This is a genomic window from Klebsiella sp. LY (genome assembly GCF_004010915.1).
In the GTDB taxonomy this organism is placed as follows: domain Bacteria; phylum Pseudomonadota; class Gammaproteobacteria; order Enterobacterales; family Enterobacteriaceae; genus Klebsiella; species Klebsiella quasipneumoniae.
This window is the reverse complement of the sequence record NZ_CP022444.1, coordinates 80,111-106,431: the sequence shown is the minus strand read 5'-3', so window position 1 is coordinate 106,431 and position 26,321 is coordinate 80,111. Positions and strand designations below refer to the sequence as shown.

The window sequence follows — 26,321 nt, the reverse complement described above, 5'->3', positions numbered from 1 at the left end:
CACTCCCGGCAGCGACGACACAATGAGGAGAAGGCGATGTCGATATTAATTGCGTTTTTCGGCGGGATGTTAACCCTGCTGAGCCCCTGTACGCTGCCGGTGATCCCGCTGCTGTTCGCCAGCGTCCGGGGCCGCCGGGGGCAGCTGGCGATCATGCTGGCGGGAATGGCGCTGATGTTCGGCGTTGTCTCGTGGCTGGTGACGGTCGCCAGCGGCTGGGTGGTCAATCTGACTCTGGTTGGACGCAGCCTGGCGCTGGCGTTCTTCGCCCTTGTCGGGCTGAGTCTGCTTTCGCAGCGCATCGCACAGCGGCTGACTTCACCGCTGGTGGCGCTGGGGAATCAGCTTAACGACGCCAGCTCACGCCAGCGCGGCTGGATCGGTTCGTTGCTGGCCGGGCTGGCGGTGGGTCTGCTGTGGGCGCCGTGCGCCGGGCCGGTACTGGGGGCGATACTGAGCCTGGGCTTTGTGCATCCGGGCCAGGCGACCACCGGTGGGTTGCTGCTGGCCTACGGCAGCGGCGGGGCGCTGATGTTATTCCTGCTCGGGTGGTGCGGCGCGGGGTTGATTGCCCGTCTGCGTTTCGGGCTGGCGTTCGGCGAACGGCTGCGCCGGCTGGCGGGGGTGGCGATGCTGGCCTCGGTGGCGCTGATCGCCAGCGGCGGCGACCGCTATTTGCAAAGCGCGGGAGGGTGGAGTCAGGCGCTGGAGCAGCGGCTGGCCGCCCGTCTGCCGCAGCCGACGCAGAAAACGGTTCTGCAACCGATCGCTATGCCCGAGCCCAGCAGCGCCATGCCTTCGCTGGTGGGGGGCAGCGCATGGCTCAATAGCCCGGCGTTAACCCCGGAGCGTCTGAAGGGCAAAGTGGTGCTGGTGGATTTCTGGACCCGGGAGTGCATCAACTGCCAGCATACCCTGCCTTACGTGCGCGACTGGGCGAACAAATACCGCGCGGCCGGGCTGGTGGTGATTGGCGTGCATACTCCTGAATATCCCTGGGAGCGTTCGCTGCCGCTGCTTCGCCAGGCGGTGAAGGAGTGGCGGATAACCTACCCGGTGGTGGCGGATAATGAGTACAGCATCTGGAACGCCTTTGGCAATCAATACTGGCCGGCGCATTACATTTTTGACGCTCGCGGGCAGCTTCGCTATACCGCCTTCGGCGAAGGGGATTATGCCCGCCAGGAGCAGGTGATCCAGCAGCTGTTGCAGGAGAGCAAAGCCTGACCCGCGGCGCAGGCCTCTGGCGGATGGATCCCTCCAGGCCTTATACCTGTTGCCGGGCGGCGCTGCGCTTGCCCGGCCTACGGGAGCGCGTAGGAAGAATGTAGGCCCGGTAAGGCGCAGCTGCCACCGGGCACTGAAACGGGAACGGCGCAGAATATCCATTGCCGGTGACTGCCGAACGGTTCCCTCTCCCTCCGGGAGAGGGCTAGGGTGAGGGAAATTTACGTGACACTGTCACCTTCAACCCACCCCTGCAGGGCCTCGGTCATCAGTTCGCCGAGCAGCGCGACCGCGGCGGAATGGGGTTCCTGACGCGGGGTTTGTTGCAGACTGACGGCCAGACTGCCAGGGGATGGCAGCAGTCCGCCGGCGGGGCGCAGATTGCCGGGCATGCCGATGCGGGTGCGAACCGTCAGCCCCAGGCCAGCCTGCACCGCCGCCCAGATGCCGCTCAGGCTGTGGCTGACGAACACCACCTGCCAGGGGATCCCAGCGGCATCGAGACAGGCAATGGCGCGGGAACGCATCAGGCACGGGCTGTCGAACATCACCAGCGGCAGCGGCTCGCCGGACGCCAGCAGCGCGCGAACGTCAAAGTCAGGATGCGCAATCCACGCCAGCGGACAGCGGCCCAGCCCCGAACCCTGATCTTCGGTTTGCCACAGCAGCGCCAGATCCAGCGTCTCCTCCGCCAGCGCCTGGCGCAGCGGGCCATTGCGATCCACCCTCGCGACTATCCGTACCTGCGGATTGTGGCGGGTAAACTGCCCAAGGATCCCCGGCATCAGCGATTCGCCAAAATCTTCCTGCATGCCAAGGTGAATTTCGCCGGTGAGCCGCTCGCCCTGCAGTGCGCGCAGGGTTTCATCATTGAGCGCCAGCAGCCGTCTGGCGTAGCTCATTAACTTTTCGCCTTCCGCGGTCAGCGCCAGGTGCCGCCCCTGCTTAACCACCAGCGCGGCGCCGCACTGGCCCTCCAGCTTTTTAAGCTGGGCGCTGACGGCGGAGGTGGAGCGCGCCAGACGCTGCGCCGCCAGGGCGAAGCTGCCGCACTCCATGCCGGTCACAAAGCTGCGCAGGGCGTCGAGATCGAGGCCGGGTAAGCGTTTCTCCATTATCATCCTTATTACCGGGACGTTAGATTCTGGCGATTGCCATTATCGGGACCTTACTGTGGCATCGCGGCGGGAAGGCGTCAACGGACCCTGCGGCGAGAAGCGTAGAAGCGCGCCAGTCGCGCAGGCAGGCATAAAAAAAGCCGATAAGGGAACTTATCGGCTTAGTGCAGGCAGGGCTGGCCGCTGAGCGGGGCGACAGGCGGCGCCTCGCTCAGGCAGATTATTGCGCCAGCAGCTCCTGAGCGGTGCGCTCCACCAGGCTCAGCAGGACCTTCACATCATCCAGCGTCACCACCGGGTTCAGCAGGGTCAGCTTCAGGCAGGTAACGCCGTTGTGCTCGGTCACGCCGACGTTGGCTCGGCCGGAAGCCAGCAGGGCGTCGCCGACGCGCTGGTTGAGCAGGGCGATAGCCGCCGCGTCGCTCTGCGCCATCTGCGCCGGACGGGAACGGAACAGCACGCTCGCCAGCTGCGGCTGCATCACCAGCTCCAGCGTCGGCTGCGACTTCACGTACTCCGCGACGTTTTTCGCCATGGTGACGCCGTGATCGATGATCGCCGCATACTGTTTCTGCCCCAGCGCTTCGAGGCCCATCCACAGCTTCAGGGCATCGAAGCGGCGGGTGGTCTGCAGCGATTTGGAGACCAGGTTCGGCACGCCGTGTTCTTCATCGAACTCGGAGTTCAGATAGGCCGCCTGATAACGCATCAGCTCGTAATGGCGGGCATCCTTCAGCAGGAAGGCACCGCAGCTGATGGTCTGGAAGAACTGCTTGTGGAAGTCCAGGGTAACGGAATCCACCAGCTCCAGACCGTCAAGGTAGTCGCGATACTGCTCAGACAGCAGCAGCGCGCCGCCCCAGGCCGCGTCAACGTGCAGCCAGATCTGATGCTCCGCGGCGATACCGGCGATGTCGCGCAGCGGGTCGATAGCCCCCGCGTCGGTGGTCCCGGCGGTGGCGACGATCGCCATGATCTGCTCGCCGTTAGCCTGCGCTTGCGCAATCTTCGCCTGCAGATCGGCCACGTCCATCCGCGCGAATTCGTCGGTTTTCACCAGCGTGACCGAGCGGTAGCCGAGCCCCATCAGCGCCATGTTCTTCTGCACCGAGAAGTGGGCGTTTTCGGAGCACAGTACTTTGTACTTGCGGATATCCCCCGGCAGCCCATCCTGCTGGATGGAGTGTCCCTGACGGGCGAAGAAGGCGTCGCGCGCCAACATCAGCCCCATCAAGTTGCTCTGGGTGCCGCCGCTGGTGAAGACGCCGGCGTCGCCTGCCGGATAGCCGACCCGGGCGCGCAGCCACTCGATCAGCTTCATCTCAATGATGGTCGCCGACGGGCTCTGGTCCCAGGAGTCCATGCTCTGGTTGGTGGCGTTGATCAACACTTCCGCCGCCTGGCTAATCACCAGGCTCGGGCAGTGCAGGTGCGCCACGCACTGCGGGTGATGCACCGACAGACTGTCTTTCAGGAAGTACTCGATTGCACGGTCAATCGCCGCCTGGTTACCCAAACCCTGTTCGTTAAACTCAAGGGAGATACGCTCACGCAGTTCGTCAACGCTTTTCCCCTGATACATCTCAGGTTGCTTCAGCCACTGCACAACGGCCTGACTGGTCTGCTCGATAACCTGCTGATAGGCCTCAACGCTCTGCGCCGAACCAGCAAGAATCGGATTCAATGTGGACATGGTGGTCACTTACTCCACTCAGACCGGTTTTACGCCGGCGGCCAGCAGGGCCTGTTCAAATTTGTCGAGGAACACATCCAGTTCCGCGTTGCTGATCAGCAGGGACGGCAGCAGGCGCAGCACGCAGCCGTGGCGGCCACCGCGCTCCAGAATCAGGCCCGCTTCAAAGCATTTCTTCTGCAGCAGGGCAGAGAGTTCGCCGTCAGCCGGGTAGCAACCCATGTGATCCTGCGCTTCGTTCGGCTTGACGATTTCGATACCGATCATCAGACCGAGACCGCGTACGTGGCCAATGACCGGGTAGCGCTTCTGCAGCTCGGCCAGTTTGCCTTTCAGCCACTCGCCCTGGGCAGCGACTTTGTCGGCAATCTTGTTGTCGCGCAGGTGACGCAGGGTGGTCAGGCCGGTAGCCATCGCCAGCTGGTTGCCGCGGAAGGTGCCGGTGTGGTGACCCGGTTCCCAGGCGTCGAACTGTTTTTTGATGCCCAGCACCGCGAGCGGCAGACCGCCGCCAACCGCTTTCGACATCACGATGATGTCCGGCTGAATACCGGCGTGTTCGAAGGCGAAGAATTTACCGGTACGGGCAAAGCCAGCCTGCACTTCATCGACGATCAGCAGAATGCCGTGCTCTTCGGTCACTTTGCGGATGCGCTGCAGCCACTCGACCGGCGCCGGGTTCACGCCGCCTTCGCCCTGAACGGCTTCGAGGATAACCGCCGCCGGTTTACGGACGCCGCTCTCCACGTCGTTGATCAGGTTTTCGAAGTAGTAGGTTAGCGCTTTGACGCCGGCTTCGCCGCCGATGCCCAGCGGGCAGCGGTACAGGTGCGGGTAAGGCATAAACTGGACTTCCGGCATCATGCCGTTGACCGCCGCTTTCGGCGACAGGTTGCCGGTGACCGACAGTGCGCCGTGGGTCATCCCGTGATAGCCGCCGGAGAAGCTGATCACCGCGGAACGGCCGGTGTATTTTTTCGCCAGCTTCAGCGCCGCTTCCACGGCGTCAGCGCCGGAAGGACCGGTGAACTGCAGGCAATACTCTTTCCCTTCGCCCGGCAGGCAAGAGAGCAGGTATTCGGAGAAACGATCTTTTAACGGGGTAGTCAGATCGAGAGTATGTAACGGCAAGCCGCTGGTAATGACACTTTGGATGCTCTGCAATACATCAGGGTGGTTGTGGCCCAGAGCGAGAGTACCGGCGCCGGCGAGGCAGTCCAGGTACTGTTTGTTATCCGCATCCGTCAGCCACACGCCTTCAGCTTTAGTGATAGCCAGCGGTAACTTACGCGGGTAACTCCTGACATTCGATTCAAATTCGGCCTGACGGGCCAAAAAGGTTTCGTTGTTTGCGTCTAATAAATCAGCACGTAAAGTATCAATACGGACTTTATCCGTCATCATATCACTCCCACAACCAGCATTGCGGTTGAACGCTGGTTGAATAATTGGTGTAAGGAATTGAATTGGCATTCATAAAGCGCGCACAATATATGGCTTTTTAAATCCGCATTCAACGTTTTATTGATTGCGTTATTTTGACGCTATTCTTACCGGGGTAAAAATTAACATAACCTGCTGAATTATAATAAAACAACCCAAGGTAACGATAACCCTTTAAAGTGTAATTATTAGTGAGAAAGTCTCTATATTTTTATTGCCGCTGCGTTAAAGCGCTGACGGAAAGCCTTCCGTCAGCGATAGCAAGAGTCAATGCAGCTCAACCGCATAATTTGTTAAAGGTGTAACTTTTTTCACCAACTTATTGTTATATAAAAACTGTTCGTAAGTGTCATAGCGCGCTTTATCCAGCGCCGCCGGATCGGTGGCGAACAGCGGCACGGTTTGCAGCCACGCCTGATGGTTAAGCTCGGTCTTCAGCTCCGGGTGCGCGGCGGCGAACGCCTCCCAGCTCTCCTGCGGATGGGCGCGCAGGTAGCTGACCCCGGCCTGCAGGGCGGTGAGGAATTTACGGATTTTCGCCTCATGAATCGCGTCGCGGTGGGCGACAATCACCAGCTCGTCATAGGCCGGCACGCCGTAATCCTCGACGTTCATCACCACCGGAGCTTTGCCCTGCAGCTTCAGCTCCTGCGCTTCTATATTACGATAGCCGCCGATGACCGCGTCCACCTGGCCCGCCAGCAGAGCGCTGGTCAGCTGAAAATTGACGTTGACCAGCTTGATACTGGCCGGATCGATCCCCGAATGCTGCGCCATGGTCGCCAGGGTGGCCTGCTCAATGCCGCTGACCGAGTAACCCACCTTCCTGCCTTGCAGATCCGCCGGGGTTTTGATCTGCTTATCGAGGGCGATCACCGTATTCAGCGGCGAGTTGATCAGGGTGCCCACGCGCACCAGCGGTAATCCTTCGTCAGCGAAGAAGTGCACCTGCGGCTGGTAGGTGATGGCCAGGTCTGCCTGACGGGCGGCCACCATACGGGGCGGCAGCGCCGGATCCGACGGAGGGACAATCTTGACGTCCAGACCCTGGGCCTTAAAGGCGCCGATCTGCTCGGCCACCATAATCGGCGCATGGTCGGGGTTAATATACCAGTCCAGCACCAGGGTGAGCGGTTCATTGGCCAGCGCGTGACCGCTGAGCAGCGCCGTCAGGGTTGCCCCGGCGAAAAGCGACGTTTTCATCTGTTTTCCTTTATTACTTCATGATTATTCCGGCGACCAGTCGATCAGCCGGTGCAGCAGGGTGTCTACCGCCAGCCACAGGAAGAGGGTCAGCAGCACTAAAATAAACAGCGCGGCGAAGCAGATATCGGTTTGCAGCCGCGCGTTGGCATTGAGCATGACGTAGCCCAGTCCCTCGGCGGAGCCGACCCATTCGCCGATAATGGCGCCGATGGGTGCCACCGCCGCCGCCATGCGCAGGCCCGAGCCCAGCGCCGGCAGGGCGGCCATCAGGCGGACATGCCGTAGCTGAGCGCCAAAGGAGGCGTTCATGCTGCGCGCCAGATCGAGATAGTCGTGGTTGACCCGTCGCAAGCCGTCAAAGAAGGCGGAAGTGACGGGAAAGAAAATCACCAGCACCGCCATCGCCACTTTGGCGCTCATGCCAAACCCCAGCCACAGCACCAGCAGCGGGGCGAGGGCAAAGACCGGGATCGCCTGGCTGGTGAGCACCAGCGGCATCAGCCAGCGCTGCAGGCGCGGGGAGAGGATCATGCCCAGCGCCAGCGTGACGCCGAGCGCCACCCCCAGCGCCAGGCCGCTGAGGATCTCGCTGAGGGTAATCAGCGTGTGCCAGCCGAGATAGGCGCGATTGACCCACAGCGCCTCGGCGACCGCCGCCGGGGAGGGTAAAAGAAAGCGCGGAATGCCGCTGCGGCTGGCCAGCTCCCAGAGAAGCACCAGTCCGCAGAACACCATGGCGCCGCGCCAGAGACGTCCGCTCATGAGTGGGCCCTCATCAACTGCTGCAGCAGCGCCGCCTGGGCGTTCAACAGCTCGGGCGCGTCCGGCGCGCGCGGCGGCGCGCCGGTGAGGTGATGGCTGTCGTCGATCTCCCCGTCGGCGGCCGAGAGGACCAGCAGACGGTGGCTCAGCCGGCAGGCTTCCAGCGGATCGTGGGTGATCAGCACCACCGTCCGCCCCGCCAGCAGAGTGGCCGCGAGGGTCTGAATGCGCGTGCGGGTGAGGGTGTCCAGCGCCGAGAAAGGCTCATCCATTAGCACGATGGGCCGGTCCTCATACAGGGTGCGGGCCAGCGCGGCGCGCTGACGCATCCCGCCGGAGAGCGTCGCCGGCCGGGCGTCGGCGCAGGAGGCGAGCTCCACCTGTTCCAGCAGGGTGGCGACCCGGGCGTGATCCACTTTCTCACCGCGCAGCCGCGCGCCGAGGGCGACGTTCTCCCGAACGCTCAGCCAGGGATAAAGCAGATCTTTCTGCCCCATCCACGCCAGGCGGCCGGGTATCGGCTTGCCGTCGCTGGCGACCACTTCCCCGCAGGTGGCGAGGGCCAGGCCGGCCATGACCCGCAGCAGGCTGGTTTTTCCGGCCCCGCTGGCGCCGAGCAGCGACACCCACTGGCCGCCGGGGACCGTCAGCGACAGATTGTCGAACAGGCGGCGGTCGCCGAAATGGAGGCTCAGATTGCGGACCTCGATACCTGGCGCCGTCACGCCCGGGACTCCACCGCGGCGTTGAGCCCCATCTGCCAGAACTGCGCCTCAAGGCGGGTGGCGGTGGTGAAGATGTCGCTCAGTTCAGTGATTCGGGACTCGCTTCCACGCTGTTGCCACACGGTCTCCAGCAGCGCCAGCGCGGCGCTGACGCCCTGCAGATAGCCTTCATCGCCGTAGTTGCGGATCCACGAGGCGTAAGGATTGTCGTCCAGTCGGGTGGTGGGGTGATGCAGCAGGCCCAGACCGATTTCGGCGTAACCCGCTACGCAGGGCATTAGAGCGACCAGCAGATCCAGCGCGTCGCCTGAATGGCCGATATCCAGCACGTAGCGGGTATAGTTGATGGTTTCCGGCGCTTCGGGCTGGGCGGCCATCTCCGGTTCGCTAATGCCCCACTGGGCACAGTAGCCGACGTGCAGCGGCACTTCGTTAAGAATGGCGTTCATGGAGGCGGCCGCGGCGCGCATCTCTGGCAGCGTGCGCAGTTTACTCACCAGCAGCGCGTAGCTGCGGGCGAAATGGATCAGAAACAGATAATCCTGGGTCAGATAGCGACGAAATGCGCTTTCAGCAAGGATGCCTTCGGCGAGCTGCCGGACGAAAGGGTGCGCCACATAGTGCTGCCAGTCAGCGGCGGCCAGCTGGCGTAAACGGCCATAAAGACCTTGGCTAAACGCGGGAACAATCACAGGACCTCCAGTTGTGCAGGGGAGATCCGGGCGTGCAGGGGTGTGAACAGGCAATGGCGGTAATGCTGGCAAAATTGCCGACCCGTCCCTTCGCTGGCATGACCCAGATCAGGTTCAAAGGGTTCGGCTTGCGCCATCTCAGCCCTCACGGGACACCCCTCGGTAGCGCTATGTTATACGACATTCACCTTATGAATACAATCATCGCGCCGTCCGGCGGAGCGAAGGCGGCTTTCTGTGACGGCCAGCTCTTTTTTATCCAAAAATACCCAAAAAACAGGCCACTGCGCGTTGGTGAGGGTTCTCCGGTTACGTTATATTTTCCTTATTCCGTTGTAATAATCCTGTTCGCCACGCGTGTCGTGCGCGCCCCAACGCCCTGGAGTGAGCATGAAATTCCCGCTGTCCACGCTGGCGCTTCTGTTCCTGTTGTGCCCGCCTGGCGATGCCGCCGATCTGTTCGATGCGGAAGATGGCATGCTCGACATGAGTCAGTATCTGGCAGAAAACCGTTACGGTTTTCTGCCGGTGCCGCTGGCGATAACCGAGCCGGCCATCGGCTATGGTGGCGGACTGTTTGGCCTGTTTTTACACGGCAAAGGTAGCCGGGAGGGCGGGCAGTTTATTCCTCCGCCGCTCACCGCTTTTGGCGGGGCCGCCACGCAGAATGGCACCTGGTTTATTGGCGGCGGTCATCGTCACACCTGGCAGCATGATCGCATTCGTTACCTGGCGGGCGCCGGCTACGCTAACGTCAATCTGGATATCTATTCCGGCGACACCGGCGGCTTCAGCCATGCTAAACCGGTGCAGACGCAGACCAAAGGCGTCGCCGCGCTGCAAAAGCTGCTGTTTCGCCTGGGCGACACGCCGGTGTTCCTCGGGGCCTCCCAGGTGTATGCCCGGGCGGATGTCTCTACCGATAATCCACGGCTCAACCGGGTGTGGCAGCAGGTGCTCGGGCAAAACAGCACCTCTTCGGCGCTGGGGGTGGTGGCGGAATATGACACTACCGATAATATTTTCTATCCTCAGAGTGGGTTAGCGCTGAAGGGTGAATATCGGTTTTTCCGTTCGCTGCTCGGGGGCGATTATCACTACAACACTTTTTCGCTGGACGGAAAGGTGTTTATTCCGCTCAGCCAGACGCTGACCCTGGCGGTCGCGGGCAATTATCAGTCCTTAACCCACCATGATAAGCATCTGATGCCGATGGCGCGTCCTTATATCGCGTTGCGCGGGATTTCGCGCTACCGCTATCAGGGCGACTACGTGGCCACGGCGCAAACCCAGCTGGCCTGGGCGGTTACTCCGCGCTGGCTCCTGCAGGGATTCGTTGGCGCCGGGAGCGCCGCTGACGCGGCGGATACGCTATGGGAAGAGTCAGAGGTGGCATGGGGGGCCGGTTTTCGATACCTGATCGCGCGACAGTACGGTTTACGTACCGGGATTGACATGGCGTTCAGCGAGCATGAACAGGCGGTCTATTTCAATGTCGGTTCGGGTTTATAACTACACATGAGAACAAAAATGAGATCATCCGGCGCGGTGTTAACGCTGCTGTTAGCGGCCTGGGGCACGTCGGCTGCGGAGCCGGACGAGAGCGACAGCTATTTTCCGATCTGGGGCGAGGAGGCTCGCGCCAGGGGATATTCCATTCCGTTACCTTACGGCGTCAACCTGAGCTATATGAATATCCGACAGGATATCATGGTCGACAGTATTACCTTTTCCGGGCTTAAGCTCGGCAACCATCCCATTCCCAGCGATATGTTCGCCATCGATGCCGGGCACACCCGCGAGAAGAGCAAAACCGAAAACCTGCGCCTTGATATGTGGGTCTTTCCGTTCCTCAACGTATACGGACTGGTGGGGCATACCCGCGGGTCGTCCGTCTCCCAGGTCTCAGTGGATTCAGATCCGTCGCAGTTTCGCGGTCTGGACCGGGTCATCGCCGGCGCGGTTCATCAGCTTTATCAAAGCGGAAAACTGCAGAATATTGATTTTACGCTTGATTTTAAAGGCACCACCTGGGGGACCGGCTTTACGCTCGCCGGCGGCTACGGCAACTGGTTTGGGTTGGTGGATACTAACTACACCCGCACCGACTTCGATATCCTCGACGGCAGCATTTCGGCGGTCACCGTCTCGCCGCGCGTCGGCTACCGCTTCAGTTTTCAGGGGATCGACGGGCCGTCCCATCTCAGCCTGTGGGTCGGCAGCATGTATCAGGACGTGCAGCAGGAGTTTAAGGGCGATCTCGCCGACCTGCACATGCCGCCAGAGCTGCAGCCCCTAATTGCCGCGGTCAATAAAGACGGCGAGGGCAAATTCGACGTTAAGCAAAAGCTGACCTCGCCGTGGAATATGCTGATTGGCGCCCAGTATGAAGTCACCAAAAACTTTAACGTGCTGACTGAATTCGGTTTTAACGACCGCAATAGCTTCTTTGTCTCCGGTGAATACCGCTTTTAACTAAGGAAGGTGCGAACAAGTTCCTGATATGAGATCATCATATTCATCCGGAGCGCATCCCAGAGGGACATCATGAGCCATCAACTCACCTTCGCCGATAGTGAATTCAGCACTAAGCGCCGTCAGACCCGAAAAGAGATTTTCCTCTCCCGCATGGAGCAGATTCTGCCATGGCAAAACATGGTGGAAGTCATCGAGCCGTTTTATCCCAAGGCGGGCAATGGCCGACGGCCCTATCCGCTGGAGACCATGCTGCGTATTCACTGCATGCAGCATTGGTACAACCTGAGCGACGGTGCCATGGAAGATGCCCTGTACGAAATCGCCTCCATGCGCCTGTTTGCCCGATTATCCCTGGATAGCGCCCTGCCGGATCGCACCACCATCATGAATTTCCGCCACCTGCTCGAGCAGCATCAACTGGCCCGTCAATTGTTCAAGACCATCAATCGCTGGCTGGCCGAAGCAGGCGTCATGATGACCCAAGGCACTTTGGTGGATGCCACCATCATTGAGGCACCCAGCTCTACCAAGAACAAAGAGCAGCAACGCGATCCGGAGATGCATCAGACCAAGAAAGGCAATCAGTGGCACTTTGGCATGAAGGCCCACATTGGTGTCGATGCCAAGAGTGGCCTGACCCACAGCCTAGTCACCACCGCGGCCAACGAGCATGACCTCAATCAGCTGGGTAATCTGCTTCATGGAGAGGAGCAATTTGTCTCAGCCGATGCCGGCTACCAAGGAGCGCCACAGCGCGAGGAGCTGGCCGAGGTGGATGTGGACTGGCTGATCGCCGAGCGTCCCGGCAAGGTAAAAACCTTGAAGCAGCATCCGCGCAAGAACAAAACGGCCATCAACATCGAATACATGAAAGCCAGCATCCGTGCCAGGGTGGAGCACCCGTTTCGCATCATCAAGCGGCAGTTCGGCTTCGTGAAAGCCAGATACAAAGGGCTGCTGAAAAACGATAACCAACTGGCGATGTTATTCACCCTGGCCAACCTGTTTCGGGTGGACCAAATGATACGTCAGTGGGAGAGATCTCAGTAAAAACCGGAAATAACGCCAGAAATGGTGGAAAAAATAGCCTAAATAGGCTGATTCGATGTGTTTGCGGGAAAAAAATCGGCCCAGATCCGCGAAATTTTAATCAGCGAGTCAGCTTGGGAAGAAATGACCTGCTTATTCGCACCTTCCCTAAACCTGCAGGCGCCGTCTGCCGGTAAGATGCGCGTTCTTTTGTTGCTGTGGAGAGGCTGTTGATGCGTAAAGCCTTATGGCTGTTATTCGCGCTGGCGCTGCCGGCGCTGGCGCAGGACCCGGTATTGCCCGCGGTGACGGCGATCCATCCGGTGCCCACCCTGGGCGAGCTGTCGCCGCCGGAATCGCTGCGGCCATGCTGCGCCTTTGGTTACGACCTGCACGTGCGGGCGGTGGGCATCCCCATCCCGGTGTACCAGATTGGTAACGTGCTGACTCTGGATTCTCTGGGCAAGCACCATTACAACGACAGCGCGCTCGGGGCGGTGAAAAATCTGCTGGGACTGAGCGAGGAGCAAAACGGGCTTATTTATACCCGTCGCGGCGGGTTTATCGATATTGCCCATGTGCGCGACACGGCGGATTACACCTTTTATCTGTTCAATCGCATTTCGCCGACGCTGGGCCAGGCGGGGCGCATATTCTACAGCGAAGAGCTGGGGGTGCGCCGCGTTCAGCTCAATGCCTTTACGCCGCCGCCGGGCGTCAGGCAGCGCTATCAGCTGGCGGCCTGGCTCGCCGGGCATCTGGCCTTCGAAATCGCCCAGTGGCATGAGATCGCCCAGTGGTATGGCTTCCAGTCGGTGCCGGGGTTTTCTGAGGAGATCTCCGCGTTTTCGCCGGAAGATCTCTATTCCAATTTACTGGGCGCCAGGCTGGCGATTAACGTCATCCTTAGCGGCCATGGCGGGTCAGTGGAAGCGTATAATCAGGCCATGGAGGCGGCGCTGAAAAAGGCGCTGACCCGGCTGATGGTGGCCACGCGAGGGGAGACGGAAGCGATGTTCCAGCGGATCGATGGCGACTGGTGGAACAGTCGCCGACGGGTGCCGGATAAGTTTCTGGTGCTGAAGCGTAATTACGACCTGCAGGAAAACCGGCTGCCGACGCCGGTCCCTTTCGAAACCATGCCGCCATATCGCCTGACCATGCCGTCGCAGGTGGCGGGATTCCGCTTGCGCGACCTCGGCGAGCTGCAGATCTACCCGGGGCACGATATGCAGGCTCTGCCGGCGCCCGAGCAATACTATGGCGCCGCAGCGTTTCAGGGGCTGGCCGATCGCGCCCGCGAGGCCGATAAAACCCAGCTGGCGCGCATTGAAAAGTAGCGTGGAAGGCTCAGGGCGAGGCCCTGAGCCGGCGAGTTAGCGGAAGTCGACCCAGCATGCGCCGTTGTCGGCCGAGCGCACGCAGTTTTCCACCCAGCGGACGCCGAACGCCCCGGCGCGGGCGTCCGGATACCAGAAGTCGGCCAGCAGCGCTTCGTCGCGCCGGTCCGCAGCGTCCATAGCGATGGCGAAGCGGCGATAGAGATTCGACCAGGCCTCGAACAGCCCCTCCGGGTGACCACCGCCGATGCGATCATCCTGACGCGCCAGCGGATCAAGATAATCCATGCCGCGCTCCAGAATGCGCGCTGGTTCGCCCTGCACCTCGTAACGCAGCTGGTTGGGCTGTTCATCCCACCATTCGAGACTGGCCTTTTCTCCCACGATGCGCACCTTTTGCCCGTGCATGGAGCCGCAGTTAACGGCGGAGCTCCACAGCGAGCCGATGGCACCGTTGTCATACTCCATCAGCACCTGCGCGTTATCCTCCAGCGGCGCGCGGCTTTTGACGAAGCTTTGTCTGGCGCACATCAGCCGGGCGATCTTCAGCTGCGGGGCCATGGTTTCGACCAGAAACAGCGGGTGGGTGGCTAAATCCCCCAGCACATAGCTGGGGCCGACGAAGCGGGGATCGACCCGCCAGCGGGTACTGGCGTTTTCCTGCTCCACCGGCTGGGCGTGGAAGCCATGAGCAAACTGCATATTGACGATACGGATGTTGCCCAGCAGTCCGTCGGCGATCATCTGCCGGGCCTGGAGGATAAGCTGATGACCGGCATAGCCGTAGGTCACGCCGATGATTTTGTGCTGCCGCTGGCTGAGGGCCACCAGGTCGTCCGCCTCTTCGCTGCTGAAGCACAGCGGCTTTTCGCACACCACGTGCAGCCCGGCCTCCAGCGCCGCCCGGCAGATGGCATAATGGGTGTTATTCGGCGTGGCAATCGACACGGCCTGAATACCGTCCGGGCGGGCAGCCTCGCCGCGAAACAGACTCTGGTAGTCGGCGTAACAGCGATCGGGATCCACCCCCAGCTGTTGGCCGAACTGGCGCCCGCGTTCGGCATCAATATCAAAGGCGCCTGCCAGCAGCGCAAAGGTGTTATCGCGCAGGGCGGCAGAGCGGTGAATATAGCCGATCTGGCTGCCGCCGCCGCCGCCGACCATGCCCCAGCGCAGGGTGCGATCGAGAGGTCTTAAACCGTTAATCATGGGGTGTCTCCTGTCAGAATCCAACGTCGCGCAGATAGCGCAGGCTCTCCGTGACCGCCTGCAGGCTGCCTGCGGCATGGCGCGGATCACGCTCTTGTTCAATGGTTATCCAGCCCTGATAGCCGCGACGGGCAAGGAAATCGTTAATGGCCGGGTAGTCAATGGCGCCGCTGCCGAGCGGGCACATCACCCCTTCGGCGCAGGCGGTGAAAAAGTCGATGCCTTCGGCGATGGCGCGCTGGTAAACCTGCGGATCCACATCCTTGAAGTGCAGATAGTCGAGTCGCGCGTAATAGCGATCCAGCCAGGTGAGCGGATCCATTCCGGCGTAGTAGAGATGCCCGGTATCCAGACACAACCCCGCCACGTCGTGCGGGATATCGTTGGCCAGCCGCTCGATTTCATCGGCAAATTCGATGCAGCCCCCGGCGTGGGGATGAATAACCGCCCGCACACCGTACTCCCGCCAGGCGAGGGTGCTGAGGGCGCTAATGTGCGCCATCATCCGCTGCCAGTCCTGGTCATTGAGGCGCGGAGCCAGCGCGCTGCGTCCGGCAAATCGCGCCCGCTCGGGGTTGCCGAAGTCGATAATCACCAGATAGGGCGGCTGGAAAGGGTGCCCCGGGATAGGTTCGGCGGCCGGAACCTGAGACAGATTGCGGCATATTTGATGGGTCAGCGCCTCCAGAGTGGGGTAATGGGCCTCGCTCACCAGATCGTCAAAGATCGTCCCGGCGACCAGCGACAGCTGATGCTGGTCCAGCGCCGCGCGCAGGCTGGACGGGTCGGTGGGCAGGTAGCCCCACGGGCCGAGCTCGATGCTGCGATACCCGGCCTGCGCCGCCTCCTTCAGCACGGTAGCCCAGGCGGGAAGGTCAGGGTTTTTCGGGTCATCCACACCCCAGCTGCAGGGGGCGTTGGCGATAGGATGTGTCATGTCGGCTTCCTTTTTTCACAGGGGATGCCGCAGAGTATTGAATGAAAATTTCATAGCCAACAATATTGGAATGATGATTTTATGATGGCCATCATGATTTATATTGAGGTTGTTTTTGATAGTTATTTATCAAAATGAGGCGAGGCGTGGTTCAGGCGTGAGGCAGCCCCGTTGGCGACGGGGCGAGTGTTTACATATTTTCTTTGGTGATGATATCGAAAAGCTGAGGGTGCGAAATCACGTCGCTGGGCGGCCGCGAAACGGCTTCCGTCATGGCGCGCAGGGTGGCGGCGGCCAGGTCATCCAGCCGGTGGTTGAGAATGACATCGATGGTGCCGTCGATCAGCGCCAGTTCACTGCCGCTTAGCGGGCCATGGCAGACCAGGGTGACGGCCTGCTGGCGGCCGCTGTCGCGCAGTGCCCCGACAATTCCTTCGACGCCGCCGCAGGGAGCATAGATCGCCTGCAGGGCCGGGTACTGGCTGAGCAGCTTTTCCGTTACGCTTCTGGCGACATCCGCCCGTTCGTGGCTGCGAACCGGCTCGAGGATCTGCTGCCCTTTACCCTGCTCACGCAGGCAGGAGCGGAAGCTGATCTCACAGCTTTCCTGACAGGTAAAACGATTATCGCCAATGATAATGGCTATTTCGCCTTCGCCACGGCATAAGCGGTCGATAAACCAGGCGGCGGTGCGCCCGGCTTTTTGGTTATCGAGGCCGATATAGCCGCTGCGCTGGGGAACCGACAGATCTGAAAGTAGAGTGAATACGCGAACGCCGCGGGCGGCGGCCCGGCCCACCGCATGGCGAATCAGCGGGTGATCCAGCGCCACCAGGCCGAGCACCTCCACCTCATCGCTGAGCCGGTGAATGGCCTGGGCCATTGCTTCCACCGCATCAATGGCAAAATGCAGGATCGCCGGTGTCTCGCCTGCCGGTAGCCACGGCGCGGCCTCTCTTGCCAGCGCCCTTGCCAGCGGCAGGTAGAAGGAGTGGGTCTCCTGCAGCAGAATAAAGCCCATTCTGACGGTAACCGGCGCTTTGCCGGCGGCCAGGCGATAGTGCGGCTGTTCGAGCGTAAACCCCAGCCGCCGGGCGGCCTCCAGCACGCGGTACGCGGTCGATTCCTTCACCGCCGCGCGCTTGTTGAGTACCCGGTCGACGGTGGCCACGCCGACGTTAGCTTCACGCGCTATGTCGGAAAGCGTGATTTTGCTGGTGGATTTTTTCACTGTGATGACCATTAAAAATGAGCGTTATGATAGAAACTATCACGGTAACGCTGAGCAGAACAGCGACAATCTGCGTGCCACGGCACAAGCCTGCGTTCCTGCCGCGTAAAGTGTGACGGGTATACACAGTCTGTGATCAAAAGCGACTACCTGTTCTGGCATTGCTGCTATGCTATTGAAATAAAATTAATAATAAAGGCAGTGTCGTCTTTGTCGGTTAAACCGTGCGCAAAGTCGCTCCGGATGGGCGTCGCTGGGCCTGTAACCGACTATACTTGCCGCGCACGCGCGTAATGACGTTTACTCGATGACTTTTTGCTATCACTTTATGCCAGCGTCAGGGCTGCACTGAATAATGTGCCGTTCCGCGCCGGGAGTGGGTCGGTTTGGGGCCTGTATGTTATTAAAAGAGCTGGCTGTTTTTGATGTATTAAGCACGCCGATCTGGGTAGTCCATCCTTTTACAGAGTGTGTGGTCTATGCCAATCAGGCTTCCCGGACGCTGAGCGGCGATATGTCGCTGAATGAGATGCGCAACGGTATCTATTCCACCTGCCCGGAAACGCAGCTGCAGCATTATCTGCGCTATCTCGACGCGATGACTGAGATATTTGAAGTCTGGACGCTGCAGACCGCCAAAGGGTTGCAGTCGGTATATTGTAAAACCACCCTGGTCGAGACCGAGGACAGCGGCACCTTACTGTTATTCGAAGCGGTGAAGCTGCTCGCGCAAAATCAGTCGATTCATACCGGCTCCCGCCGCTACCAGCGGCGGAACAATGGCTTTTTTGCCCGCTTTTTTATGACCAATACCGCACCGATGCTGTTGATCGATCCTCAGAAAGAGGGCCGGATTGTCGATGCCAATATTGCCGCGCTGCGCTTTTATCATTATTCCGATGAGGAAATGCGCACTAAACATACCTGGCAAATTAATACCCTGGGCCGGGATGTGATCCCTATTATGAATAACATTGCCAATATGCCCGGCGGGCATAAGCCGCTTAATTTTACTCATATTCTGGCTGACGGCTCGCTGCGCCATGTTCAAACCTATGCCGGGCCGGTGGTGCTATATAATATTCGGCTGATGTTATGCATCATTCACGATATCACCGAAGAAGTGCTTCTGAAAAAAGAGCTGGAATTTTCCGCCGCCCACGATCCCTTAACCGGACTGCTCAATCGCCGCGAGTTTTACCGGCTCGTCGATGCGCCGTCGTTTATCGGCCATGGTTTTTGTCTGCTGCTAATCGATATCGATCATTTCAAAAGTATTAATGATATTCACGGTCATCAAAAAGGCGATGAAGTCCTGTTGGTGATCTCCCGCATTCTGGAAACCTCGGTGGACCGCGAAGATAAGATATATCGCTGGGGAGGCGAGGAGTTTCTGCTCTTTTTGCCTCATTCGCCGATCGCCCGCGCGCTGATGGTGGCGGAGGCTATCCGTCAGGCGATCAGCGAATATCAGACGCTGTCGGTCACCGTCAGCATTGGCGTTGCCGAGCATCATGATGGCGAAGCGATTGATCAGCTGTTTTACCGCGTCGATAAAGCGCTGTATGCGGCGAAAAATGACGGACGCAACCGGGTAACGCGCTTGCCGTCGGAAAACGTAGCGGCCCATTCCGGGCGGTCAGAATAGAGGTGGCGCTATTTATCGCCGTCTGATGCGCAGGCAGACTCGCCGGCTATACTCAGGGGAGTCCTGCCTGCTGATTCGGGCGGTAATCTTGTTTGCCTGCGGCTGAGGTGGCATGCGACTCATGGTGCGTTTTCTCGTTGTCCTGTCGGTAGTTTTTCTTTCTGCGCCGGCGACGCTGGCGGCGAACGGTCACGCCATCAAGCAGCGTGCCGATGCTGTCCTGACCCTGATGAGCTATACCGTGGTCCCCGACGTGACCGCCAGCGATCTCAATATCGGCTCCGGGAGCAACGACAAACACAACCTGGCCATTACCCAGTTTGGCGGCGGGGCGACCCTGAGCGAGTCGTTTCCTCTCTATCTCGAAGGAACGATGGGCTACAGCCGTTACGACCCGCGTTTTGTGGTCAGCAATGGCGAACAGACGCGGAATGTGCCCACCAAGTGGAACAGCCTGACCACCACCGGCGGCGTCGGCTGGGATTTTTCGCTGCACCGGGATCGCTTTGGTGGCAACCTGGTGCTGCGGCCGATCGTCAATGTGATGCTCGGCACCCTGGCCAGCGATGCGCGCCTCGGCAGCTGGGTAATTGAGCGAAAAACCAACGCCGAACTGCAGTTCCTCGACGGCGGTCGGTTCAATGCATGGGGGCTCGGCGGGGCGCTGATGCTGGATTATGAACGCTTCTCCGCCACCCAGGATATTGATGCCGAGCTGCGTTACTCCTATATGCATCTGCAAAGTTTCGGCAGCAGCGCCGAGGTGGTGCAGGGGGAGGCCAGCGCGGAGAATCTCGGTCTGTATCTGCGCCGCCGCGCGCCGATCGCTGACTGGACGCTGCTGGGCAACCCGCTGCGCTACGTGCTGGAGGGGGCGCATACTGCATATCTGGGCGAACAGCGAGGGGCGCTGGGCTTCTCCGGTTTAACGTCGCTGGGGATTGGCCTCGAGCTGGACAGCAGTAAATACCCGGTCTTTATCACCCGCACCCGGCTGGTGGCGCGCTATATGTTCGGCAATAACACCACGGGCTATGGCGTTGGACTGGCGATGAGTTTTTGAAGGCCATTAACCCAGCTGCCGCCGGCCAGCGCCTTCTTACCCCCGGGAGAGACCAGGGCGAAGGGGGACAATAACCGCCCCCGCTGCCTGACGGTTCCCTCTCCCCCCTGGTGAGGGTTAATCCTGACACCACACCCGCTCGCCGTTCACCCACGTCTCGCTGATATTACGCTCATCACCCAGGGTCATCAGTACGAACAGCTGCTCATGAATATCATGGCAGCGGCCCATCCGCAGACGCTGCAGCGGAGTGACCGCCGGGTCAATCACCACAAAGTCGGCCTCTTTGCCCGGCTGAAAATTGCCAATCTTCTCTTCCAGCCGCAGGGCGCGCGCGCCGCCGAGGGTGGCGTGATAGAAGGCCTCGCTGGCGCGCAGGCGATAGCTCTGCAGTTGTCCTACCTTGTAGGCCTCGCCCAGCGTCCGCAGCATGCTGAAGGTGGTCCCGGCCCCGACGTCGCTGCCGATACCCATCCGCACCTGGTGCTGCCAGCAGGCGGGCAGGCGAAACAACCCGCTGCCGAGAAACAGATTCGAGGTCGGACAGAAGGCGACAGCGGAACCGGTGTCATGCAGGCACTGCCACTCGGCATCATCAAGATGGATCCCGTGAGCAAATACGCTGCGTTCGCCGGTGAGCTGATAGTGATGATAGACATCCAGATAGCGCGCATGCTCCGGCCACAGCTGCTTAACCCAGGCGATCTCCTCGCGGTTTTCACTGAGATGCGTCTGCAGCCAGGTATCGGGAAACTCGGCCCGCAGACGCTGCACCGCCTCCAGCAACGCCGGCGTCGAGGTGGGAGCAAAGCGCGGGGTAATGGCATACCCCAGCCTGCCACGCTGATGCCAGCGGCGGATCAGCCCCCGGGTCTGCTCGTAGCTCTCCCCGGCGGTTTCGCACAGGTAGTCGGGCACATGGCGATCCATCATCACTTTCCCGGCGATCAGGCGCATATTGAGGCGCAGCGCTTCGCTAAATAACGCCTCCACCGAGGCCGGATGCAGGGTACAAAACACCAGCGCGGTGGTGGTGCCATGGCTTATCAATTGATTTACAAAAAACTGCGCTATCTCCTGGGCATACTCCGCATCGGCAAACTGGCTCTCCACCGGGAAGGTGTAAGTGGTAAGCCACTCCAGCAGCTGTTCGCCAAAGGCGCCGATCATCTCGGTCTGCGGATAGTGGACGTGGGCATCGACGAACCCCGGCAACAGCAGCTTGCCCCGCAGGTTGACATAGCCCTTCAGCGGATGCAGAAAGGCTTCACCCTCCCGCCATGGCAGGAGCGCGACAATTTTCCCGTCCTGTAAGAACAACAGGCCATCATCGAGATAGCGGGCCTGGGCGGCCACCTCATCCGGGGTCTCCGCCACGCCGGCGATATCAAAAAATGCACCGCGCACCGCGGTCTGGTAATCCATCATCGAACCTGCCTTCTCTTAACGCTCTGGGAATAGTGATAAACAGCAAGATTGGTGCCAGTTTGCAGCCTGCCGCGGCCAGACGCCGCGGGAGAAGGGGGAAGGTTACTCTTTTTGCGCCACCGCGCCGGAGCGGAAGGCGGCTTTCGCCTGCACTTCGCGCTCGTCGCGAGCCAGCCAGCGGTAGGTGGTCGCGCCGAGGAAGACGCCGATAAACCAGCTGAAGTTCGCCACTTCATGCAGGGCCGGAATAAAGCTGATAATCAGCCCCAGGCCCACCGACGGCAGCAGGGCGGCAATGGCTTTCGGGTTAAAGCCGTTGCGGTACCAGTATTTACCCTTCGGCGTATCGTCAAACAGGTCGTCCACCGACACCCGGCCGCGTTTGATCAGATAGAAGTCGGCGATCAGGATGCCAAACAGCGGGCCAATAAAGGCACCCAGCACGTCGAGGGTATAGTGGATCAGCTCCGGTGAGTTAAACAGATTCCACGGCGTCAGGAGTATCGAGCCCACCGCGGCGATCATCCCGCCGGCGCGGAAGCTGATTTTCTGCGGCGCGCAGTTAGAAAAATCGAAGGCTGGCGAGACAAAGTTAGCCACAATATTGATGCCGATAGTGGCGGTGATCATGGTCAGCAGGCCGATGGCCACCGCCAGATCGTTGCCCACGCGGCTGACGGTTTCAATTGGATCGGTGATCATTTTGCCGAACAGCGACTGGGTGCCGGAGACTATCACCACGGTGACCACCGAGAACAGCAGGAAGTTGAACGGCAGCCCCCAGCGGTTGCCGCGGCGGATCTCGCCCATGCTTTTGCCGTAGCGGGAAAAGTCGCCGAAGTTGAGCAGCGGCCCGGAGAAGTAAGAGACGACCAGCGCCGTGGCGGTGATCATCTGCCAGGTCTGCTCGCCAGCGCTGAGGGATTTGCTGGCGAGGGTAAAGGAGATCCCATCCAGACCGGTCTTGTATACAATCCAGCCGGCCAGGGCCAGCATCACCACATACACCGCCGGACCGGCGATATCGATAAAACGCTTGATGGCGTTCATGCCGTGCCAGAACACCATCGCCTGCAGCAGCCACATGGTGGCGAAGCAGAGCCAGCCGAGCGTCGACAGCCCGAGGAAACTGCTGCTGGTCAGCGCGGCAAGGGAGGGCCAGAACTTGAGCAGGACCAGCATCAGGGCGTTCGCCGCCAGATAGGTTTGAATACCGTACCAGGCGAAGGCGATTAGCCCGCGGATCACTGCGGGGATATTGGCGCCGAAGACACCGAACGCCTGACGACAGATCACCGCGTAAGGCACCCCGGCCATCTGGCTGGGCTTCGCCACCAGGTTAGCGCACAGCTGCACAATACAGATGCCCACCAGCAGGCAGAGCAGAACCTGCCAGCTGGCCAGGCCAAGCGTAAAAAAGCTTGCCGCCACCACGTAGCCGCCCATGCTGTGCACGTCCGACATCCAGAATGAAAAGATATTGTACCAGCTCCAGTTCTGGTCGCGGGTGGGCGCCAGATCGTCATTACATAGCCGCGGACTGTAGCTGGCGGCCGCCTCGTGAGTCTTCGTCTGCTGCGTGTGGGATGAATGTGGCATGAAACCTGCTCCTCTGAATGAAAACCCTTTTGATATGGATTGCTGAGGCTATTGCAGGATCCAGGCCAGAATGATGAATATTGTATACAAAAAATAAATTTTATGTATACGATCTGCTATCGATAAGTGAAACCGGAGTGGGTTAATGAATAATGAACATCGTCTCCAGGCCGCGCCAGCGCTGCAGGATAAGGACGAAAGCATTTACCAGGCGCTGATGACGGCTATCGTCGAACATCAGCTGCCGCCGGGCAGCAAACTGCCGGAAGAGGCGCTGGCGGAAGTGTTCGCCGTGAGCCGCACCGGCATCAGAAAAGTGCTGCAACGACTCGCCGCTGTGCAACTGGTCACATTAACGCCCAAACGTGGTGCACACGTCACCAGCCCGAGCGTGGAAGAGTCCCAGGCGATCTTTCGCACCCGGGCGCTGCTTGAGGTCGCGAATCTGCCCGATGTGATCGCGCGCTGTCAGCCGCCGCATCTGGCGGCGCTGGAGAACATTATTCAGCGTGAGCAGCAGGCTCATGAGGCGCACGACGGCCCGGCGGCCATCCGCCACTCCGCTGACTTTCACATTCAGCTGCAGGCTATCTCCGGCAACCCGGTGCTCACTGAGATGGTGACCCGCCTCAGCCAGCGCTCCTCGTTAGTGATTGCCGCCTGGGGCGCACCCTGGCGCCAGGGCTGTCGCTGCGACGATCACCAGCAGCTGGTCGGTTTGCTGCGGGATAAAGCCCTGCAGCCGCTCAGCGAGGCGCTGATGCACCATTTTGATCATATTGTCGCCAGCCTGTGCTTCGAGCGCGATGGCGTCAGCCTGCCCGATTTTTCCCGGCTGTTCGCCGGTCACAAGGAGTCGTGATGTCTTCTGTTTGTATACAAGTGATAAACCCCAACACCAGCCTGGCGATGACCGAAACGATAGGCGCCGCCGCGCGCGCGGTCGCCGCGCCGGGCACCGAGATCCTTGCGGTCTGTCCTCGCGCCGGCGTGCCGTCAATTGAGGGCCATTTTGACGAAGCCATCGCAGCGGTCGGTGTGCTGGAGCAGATCAGGGCCGGACGCGAGCAGGGGGTGGATGGACATGTGATCGCCTGCTTCGGCGACCCGGGGCTGCTGGCAGCGCGCGAACTGGCCCAGGGGCCGGTGATCGGCATTGCGGAAGCGGCGATGCATATGGCGACGATGGTCGCCACCCGTTTCTCCATTGTGACCACGCTGCCGCGCACGCTGATCATCGCCCGTCATTTACTGCACCAGTACGGATTTCATCAACACTGCGCGGCGCTGCACGCCATTGATTTACCGGTGCTGGCGCTGGAAGACGGCAGCGGCCTGGCGCAGGAGAAAGTGCGCGAGCGCTGCATTCGCGCGCTGAAAGAGGATGGCAGCGGGGCGATAGTCCTTGGCTGCGGCGGGATGGCGACCCTGGCGCAGGAGCTGACCCGCGAGCTGCGGGTGCCGGTGATCGATGGCGTCAGCGCGGCGGTGAAGATGGTGGAGTCGCTGGTCGCGCTGGGCCTGGCGACCAGCAAGCACGGGGACTTAGCGTTCCCGGAGAAAAAGGCGTTAAGCGGGCAATTTCAGTCGTTAAATCCATTTTAAAAGGGGCAGAAGATGCTTGAGAACCAGGAACACTATCCTCGCGATCTGCGAGGTTATGCAGGGCAGCCGCCGCACGCGCGCTGGCCGGGCGGGGCGCGGATCGCGGTGCAGTTCGTCCTCAACTATGAGGAAGGCGCGGAGAATCACGTCCTGCATGGCGATGCGGGTTCGGAACAGTTCCTGTCAGATATCATCGGCGCCGCCAGCTATCCGGCGCGTCATATGTCGATGGACTCGCTCTATGAGTACGGCAGTCGGGCCGGGTTCTGGCGCATCCATCGCGAATTCAGCCAGCGAGGACTGCCGCTGACGGTTTTCGGCGTGGCGATGGCGCTGGCGCGCCATCCGGAGATTGTGGCGGCGATCAAGGCCGCGGATTACGATGTGGTCAGCCACGGCTGGCGCTGGATCCACTATCAGCACATGGATATCGCCGAGGAGCGCGAGCATCTGCACAAAGCGGTGCAGGTGCTGACCGACCTGTTCGGCAAGCCGCCCACCGGCTGGTATACCGGCCGCGACAGTCCCAACACCCGCCAGCTGGTGGTGGAGCACGGCGGCTTTGACTATGACAGTGATTATTACGGCGATGATTTACCCTTCTGGAGCGAAGTGGCCTGCAGCGACGGCAGCCGCCGACCGCACCTGATCGTGCCTTATACCCTCGACGCCAACGACATGCGCTTTGCCACCGCCCAGGGGTTCAACACCGCGGAGCAGTTTTATACCTATCTGAAAGACAGCTTTGACGTACTGTACGCCGAGGGAGAAACCGCGCCGAAGATGATGTCCGTGGGGATGCACTGCCGGCTGCTTGGGCGTCCGGGTCGTTTCCGCGCGCTGCAGCGATTCCTCGACTATATCCAGCAGCACGACAAGGTGTGGGTCTGCACCCGGCAGCAGATCGCCGACCACTGGCGCGAGGTTCATCCGTATCGCGGGTAGCCTGCTGCCCCTTTTCCTGACCCTCTCCCCGGGGAGAGGGCATCACCCGATCGCGACTCTTGCACCGATAAACCCTGAAAGACGCCGTGATGAATCGTGATTATTGAATCAGCATGGCGAGGAGTACCAGGAACAGTAGCAGGACATAGATGCGTGCATACCATACATCCGGTACCGCAGGGATAGCCCGGCGGCTAAACGCTATCCCGGCCCAGCCGGTCAGGACGAGCAGGCCTAGAATTTTCAGGCTGATAAAACCCAGAAATCCGCTCAACGGAATGGTGTGCCAGCCAATGATGGCATAGGTCACAGCGCCGCATAGCGCCACGGGCAAAGAAAGCGGGTTGGATGCGCTAACGCACTCCTGCATCGCATACCCGTGTCGCCGTAGCAGGGGCACCGTCATGACGCTGCCGCCCACGCCCAGCAATGCGGCAATCGTACCGATAACCACACCGCCGCCGGTGACCACTGGCAGTGACAGCCGACGCCGAGCGCTGCCCGTGAAAAATCCCTTGCGCAACAAACAATCGCTGATGGTTGCCAGCATATAGAGAATAAACAGCGCGCGAACGATATTCTCGCTAAATAACCCCGCCAGACAGGAGCCCGCTACTGCCCCAATGGCTATAAACCATATCAAAGGAAACAGCGTCTGTGCGGCAAGCTTGCCCGCTCGCCAGTTACGATAGCCGATCCAGCCGGCGTTAAATATCATCACCGCCGTTGAGGTAGCCACCGCGACGTGCATAGCATTTTCCGTGAGTTCCGGCTGGCGGAGCATCAGTTGATAGACAAAGGGCACCACCACAAAGCCGCCGCCGAAGCCGAACAGCACCGTGGTAATGCCGGTAGTAAAGCCTGCCAGTGCAATAATAACGATATCATTCAACAGAATATCCCCGCCCTGAAAATGAGCGAGCAGCTTATACCGGTCGCGTAC

At 60.4% G+C, this 26,321-nt stretch carries 23 protein-coding genes, 1 pseudogene and 1 riboswitch; of the genes and pseudogenes, 11 read left to right on the top strand and 13 right to left on the bottom strand.

Features of this window, described 5'->3' with window-relative positions; translation table 11 throughout:
• Nucleotides 1–36 precede the first annotated feature (36 nt).
• Nucleotides 37–1,227 (top strand): cytochrome c biogenesis protein/redoxin, encoded by a 1,191-nt coding sequence (locus tag CE636_RS03250; protein WP_017900553.1) that lies wholly within the window; start codon nt 37–39, stop codon nt 1,225–1,227.
• A gap of 221 nt (nt 1,228–1,448) precedes the next feature.
• Here CE636_RS03250 and CE636_RS03245 read toward each other — a convergent pair whose 3' ends face one another.
• The 7 genes from CE636_RS03245 to CE636_RS03215 form a co-directional block, all read right to left on the bottom strand.
• Nucleotides 1,449–2,354: a LysR substrate-binding domain-containing protein gene (locus tag CE636_RS03245; RefSeq protein WP_025999269.1), complete on the bottom strand. Its 906-nt coding sequence runs from the start codon at nt 2,352–2,354 to the stop codon at nt 1,449–1,451.
• Nucleotides 2,355–2,565: 211 nt separating this feature from the next.
• Nucleotides 2,566–4,047, bottom strand: coding sequence for a pyridoxal phosphate-dependent decarboxylase family protein (locus CE636_RS03240; protein ID WP_025999270.1), 1,482 nt, complete (start codon nt 4,045–4,047; stop codon nt 2,566–2,568).
• 9 nt (nt 4,048–4,056) lie between these two features.
• Entirely contained in the window at nt 4,057–5,442 is a 1,386-nt protein-coding gene (locus CE636_RS03235; RefSeq protein WP_004202575.1) for a diaminobutyrate--2-oxoglutarate transaminase, read from the bottom strand.
• 306 nt (nt 5,443–5,748) lie between these two features.
• Entirely contained in the window at nt 5,749–6,684 is a 936-nt protein-coding gene (locus CE636_RS03230) for an ABC transporter substrate-binding protein (RefSeq protein ID WP_004202574.1), read from the bottom strand.
• 24 nt (nt 6,685–6,708) lie between these two features.
• On the bottom strand, nt 6,709–7,449 hold the full coding sequence (locus CE636_RS03225; RefSeq protein ID WP_017900556.1) for an ABC transporter permease: 741 nt from the start codon (nt 7,447–7,449) through the stop codon (nt 6,709–6,711).
• A complete protein-coding gene (locus CE636_RS03220; RefSeq protein WP_017900557.1) occupies nt 7,446–8,174 on the bottom strand; it encodes an ABC transporter ATP-binding protein in 729 nt (242 codons plus the stop codon). The genes CE636_RS03225 and CE636_RS03220 overlap by 4 nt, the downstream gene beginning before the upstream one ends.
• Entirely contained in the window at nt 8,171–8,866 is a 696-nt protein-coding gene (locus tag CE636_RS03215; RefSeq protein WP_017900558.1) for a TenA family protein, read from the bottom strand. Before CE636_RS03215 ends, CE636_RS03220 begins: the two co-directional genes overlap by 4 nt.
• A gap of 68 nt (nt 8,867–8,934) precedes the next feature.
• Nucleotides 8,935–9,036: riboswitch (TPP riboswitch) on the bottom strand.
• Nucleotides 9,037–9,256: 220 nt separating this feature from the next.
• On the opposite strand from CE636_RS03215, the gene CE636_RS03210 reads away from it, so the two are divergent.
• The 5 genes from CE636_RS03210 to CE636_RS03195 all read left to right on the top strand — a co-directional run bounded on the left by CE636_RS03210 (nt 9,257) and on the right by CE636_RS03195 (nt 13,713).
• Nucleotides 9,257–10,378, top strand: a complete 1,122-nt coding sequence (locus tag CE636_RS03210) for a BamA/TamA family outer membrane protein (RefSeq protein ID WP_017900559.1) — start codon at nt 9,257–9,259, stop codon at nt 10,376–10,378.
• Between the two features lie 18 nt (nt 10,379–10,396).
• A complete protein-coding gene (locus CE636_RS03205; RefSeq protein WP_004202566.1) occupies nt 10,397–11,341 on the top strand; it encodes a lipoprotein in 945 nt (314 codons plus the stop codon).
• Between the two features lie 72 nt (nt 11,342–11,413).
• Nucleotides 11,414–12,394, top strand: coding sequence for an IS5-like element ISKpn26 family transposase (locus CE636_RS03200; RefSeq protein ID WP_000019473.1), 981 nt, complete (start codon nt 11,414–11,416; stop codon nt 12,392–12,394).
• Nucleotides 12,376–12,570 carry a hypothetical protein gene (locus CE636_RS29555; RefSeq protein WP_323053111.1) on the top strand — a complete coding sequence of 65 codons (195 nt, stop codon included), beginning with the start codon at nt 12,376–12,378 and terminating at the stop codon, nt 12,568–12,570. The genes CE636_RS03200 and CE636_RS29555 overlap by 19 nt, the downstream gene beginning before the upstream one ends.
• A gap of 36 nt (nt 12,571–12,606) precedes the next feature.
• A complete protein-coding gene (locus tag CE636_RS03195) occupies nt 12,607–13,713 on the top strand; it encodes a DUF4056 domain-containing protein (protein ID WP_004202562.1) in 1,107 nt (368 codons plus the stop codon).
• A 36-nt stretch (nt 13,714–13,749) separates the two neighbouring features.
• Here CE636_RS03195 and CE636_RS03190 read toward each other — a convergent pair whose 3' ends face one another.
• The 3 genes from CE636_RS03190 to CE636_RS03180 all read right to left on the bottom strand — a co-directional run bounded on the left by CE636_RS03190 (nt 13,750) and on the right by CE636_RS03180 (nt 17,090).
• On the bottom strand, nt 13,750–14,922 hold the full coding sequence (locus tag CE636_RS03190; protein ID WP_017900244.1) for a Gfo/Idh/MocA family protein: 1,173 nt from the start codon (nt 14,920–14,922) through the stop codon (nt 13,750–13,752).
• Nucleotides 14,923–14,935: 13 nt separating this feature from the next.
• A complete protein-coding gene (locus CE636_RS03185; RefSeq protein ID WP_017900245.1) occupies nt 14,936–15,859 on the bottom strand; it encodes a TIM barrel protein in 924 nt (307 codons plus the stop codon).
• 190 nt (nt 15,860–16,049) lie between these two features.
• Nucleotides 16,050–17,090 (bottom strand): LacI family DNA-binding transcriptional regulator, encoded by a 1,041-nt coding sequence (locus CE636_RS03180; protein ID WP_020481012.1) that lies wholly within the window; start codon nt 17,088–17,090, stop codon nt 16,050–16,052.
• A gap of 397 nt (nt 17,091–17,487) precedes the next feature.
• On the opposite strand from CE636_RS03180, the gene CE636_RS03175 reads away from it, so the two are divergent.
• Both CE636_RS03175 and CE636_RS03170 read left to right on the top strand, forming a co-directional pair.
• Entirely contained in the window at nt 17,488–18,738 is a 1,251-nt protein-coding gene (locus CE636_RS03175; RefSeq protein ID WP_017900247.1) for a sensor domain-containing diguanylate cyclase, read from the top strand.
• 121 nt (nt 18,739–18,859) lie between these two features.
• The gene (locus CE636_RS03170; RefSeq protein ID WP_017900248.1) at nt 18,860–19,801 is read left to right on the top strand and encodes a hypothetical protein; all 942 of its coding nucleotides are present in this window, start codon (nt 18,860–18,862) and stop codon (nt 19,799–19,801) included.
• 117 nt (nt 19,802–19,918) lie between these two features.
• Here CE636_RS03170 and guaD read toward each other — a convergent pair whose 3' ends face one another.
• Together guaD and CE636_RS03160 are read right to left on the bottom strand one after the other, a co-directional pair.
• Nucleotides 19,919–21,229 (bottom strand): guanine deaminase, encoded by a 1,311-nt coding sequence (gene guaD / locus CE636_RS03165; protein WP_017900249.1) that lies wholly within the window; start codon nt 21,227–21,229, stop codon nt 19,919–19,921.
• Between the two features lie 102 nt (nt 21,230–21,331).
• Nucleotides 21,332–22,828, bottom strand: a complete 1,497-nt coding sequence (locus CE636_RS03160) for an NCS1 family nucleobase:cation symporter-1 (RefSeq protein ID WP_017900250.1) — start codon at nt 22,826–22,828, stop codon at nt 21,332–21,334.
• 145 nt (nt 22,829–22,973) lie between these two features.
• Between CE636_RS03160 and CE636_RS03155 the strand changes: the two genes are divergently transcribed.
• The 3 genes and pseudogenes from CE636_RS03155 (at nt 22,974) to puuE (ending at nt 25,378) form a co-directional block, all read left to right on the top strand.
• A complete protein-coding gene (locus CE636_RS03155) occupies nt 22,974–23,690 on the top strand; it encodes a GntR family transcriptional regulator (RefSeq protein WP_002905523.1) in 717 nt (238 codons plus the stop codon).
• A pseudogene (hpxA, locus tag CE636_RS03150) lies at nt 23,690–24,561 on the top strand (allantoin racemase). Before CE636_RS03155 ends, hpxA begins: the two are co-directional and overlap by 1 nt.
• Nucleotides 24,479–25,378, top strand: a complete 900-nt coding sequence (gene puuE / locus CE636_RS03145) for an allantoinase PuuE (RefSeq protein WP_223171644.1) — start codon at nt 24,479–24,481, stop codon at nt 25,376–25,378. Before hpxA ends, puuE begins: the two are co-directional and overlap by 83 nt.
• Nucleotides 25,379–25,478: 100 nt before the next feature.
• Here puuE and CE636_RS03140 read toward each other — a convergent pair whose 3' ends face one another.
• Entirely contained in the window at nt 25,479–26,270 is a 792-nt protein-coding gene (locus CE636_RS03140) for a sulfite exporter TauE/SafE family protein (RefSeq protein ID WP_017900252.1), read from the bottom strand.
• Nucleotides 26,271–26,321: the final 51 nt, after the last annotated feature.

What these genes read in the sequence shown, in the direction of transcription:
- CE636_RS03195 (WP_004202562.1), top strand. Translation starts at nt 12,607, where the DNA reads ATGCGTAAAGCCTTATGGCTGTTATTCGCGCTGGCGCTGCCGGCGCTG.
- CE636_RS03225 (WP_017900556.1), bottom strand. Translation starts at nt 7,449, where the DNA reads ATGAGCGGACGTCTCTGGCGCGGCGCCATGGTGTTCTGCGGACTGGTG.
- CE636_RS03190 (WP_017900244.1), bottom strand. Translation starts at nt 14,922, where the DNA reads ATGATTAACGGTTTAAGACCTCTCGATCGCACCCTGCGCTGGGGCATG.
- CE636_RS03210 (WP_017900559.1), top strand. Translation starts at nt 9,257, where the DNA reads ATGAAATTCCCGCTGTCCACGCTGGCGCTTCTGTTCCTGTTGTGCCCG.
- CE636_RS03250 (WP_017900553.1), top strand. Translation starts at nt 37, where the DNA reads ATGTCGATATTAATTGCGTTTTTCGGCGGGATGTTAACCCTGCTGAGC.
- CE636_RS03235 (WP_004202575.1), bottom strand. Translation starts at nt 5,442, where the DNA reads ATGATGACGGATAAAGTCCGTATTGATACTTTACGTGCTGATTTATTA.
- CE636_RS03230 (WP_004202574.1), bottom strand. Translation starts at nt 6,684, where the DNA reads ATGAAAACGTCGCTTTTCGCCGGGGCAACCCTGACGGCGCTGCTCAGC.
- CE636_RS03175 (WP_017900247.1), top strand. Translation starts at nt 17,488, where the DNA reads ATGTTATTAAAAGAGCTGGCTGTTTTTGATGTATTAAGCACGCCGATC.
- CE636_RS03185 (WP_017900245.1), bottom strand. Translation starts at nt 15,859, where the DNA reads ATGACACATCCTATCGCCAACGCCCCCTGCAGCTGGGGTGTGGATGAC.
- guaD (WP_017900249.1), bottom strand. Translation starts at nt 21,229, where the DNA reads ATGATGGATTACCAGACCGCGGTGCGCGGTGCATTTTTTGATATCGCC.
- CE636_RS03160 (WP_017900250.1), bottom strand. Translation starts at nt 22,828, where the DNA reads ATGCCACATTCATCCCACACGCAGCAGACGAAGACTCACGAGGCGGCC.
- CE636_RS03170 (WP_017900248.1), top strand. Translation starts at nt 18,860, where the DNA reads ATGGTGCGTTTTCTCGTTGTCCTGTCGGTAGTTTTTCTTTCTGCGCCG.
- CE636_RS03205 (WP_004202566.1), top strand. Translation starts at nt 10,397, where the DNA reads ATGAGATCATCCGGCGCGGTGTTAACGCTGCTGTTAGCGGCCTGGGGC.
- CE636_RS03200 (WP_000019473.1), top strand. Translation starts at nt 11,414, where the DNA reads ATGAGCCATCAACTCACCTTCGCCGATAGTGAATTCAGCACTAAGCGC.
- CE636_RS03155 (WP_002905523.1), top strand. Translation starts at nt 22,974, where the DNA reads ATGAATAATGAACATCGTCTCCAGGCCGCGCCAGCGCTGCAGGATAAG.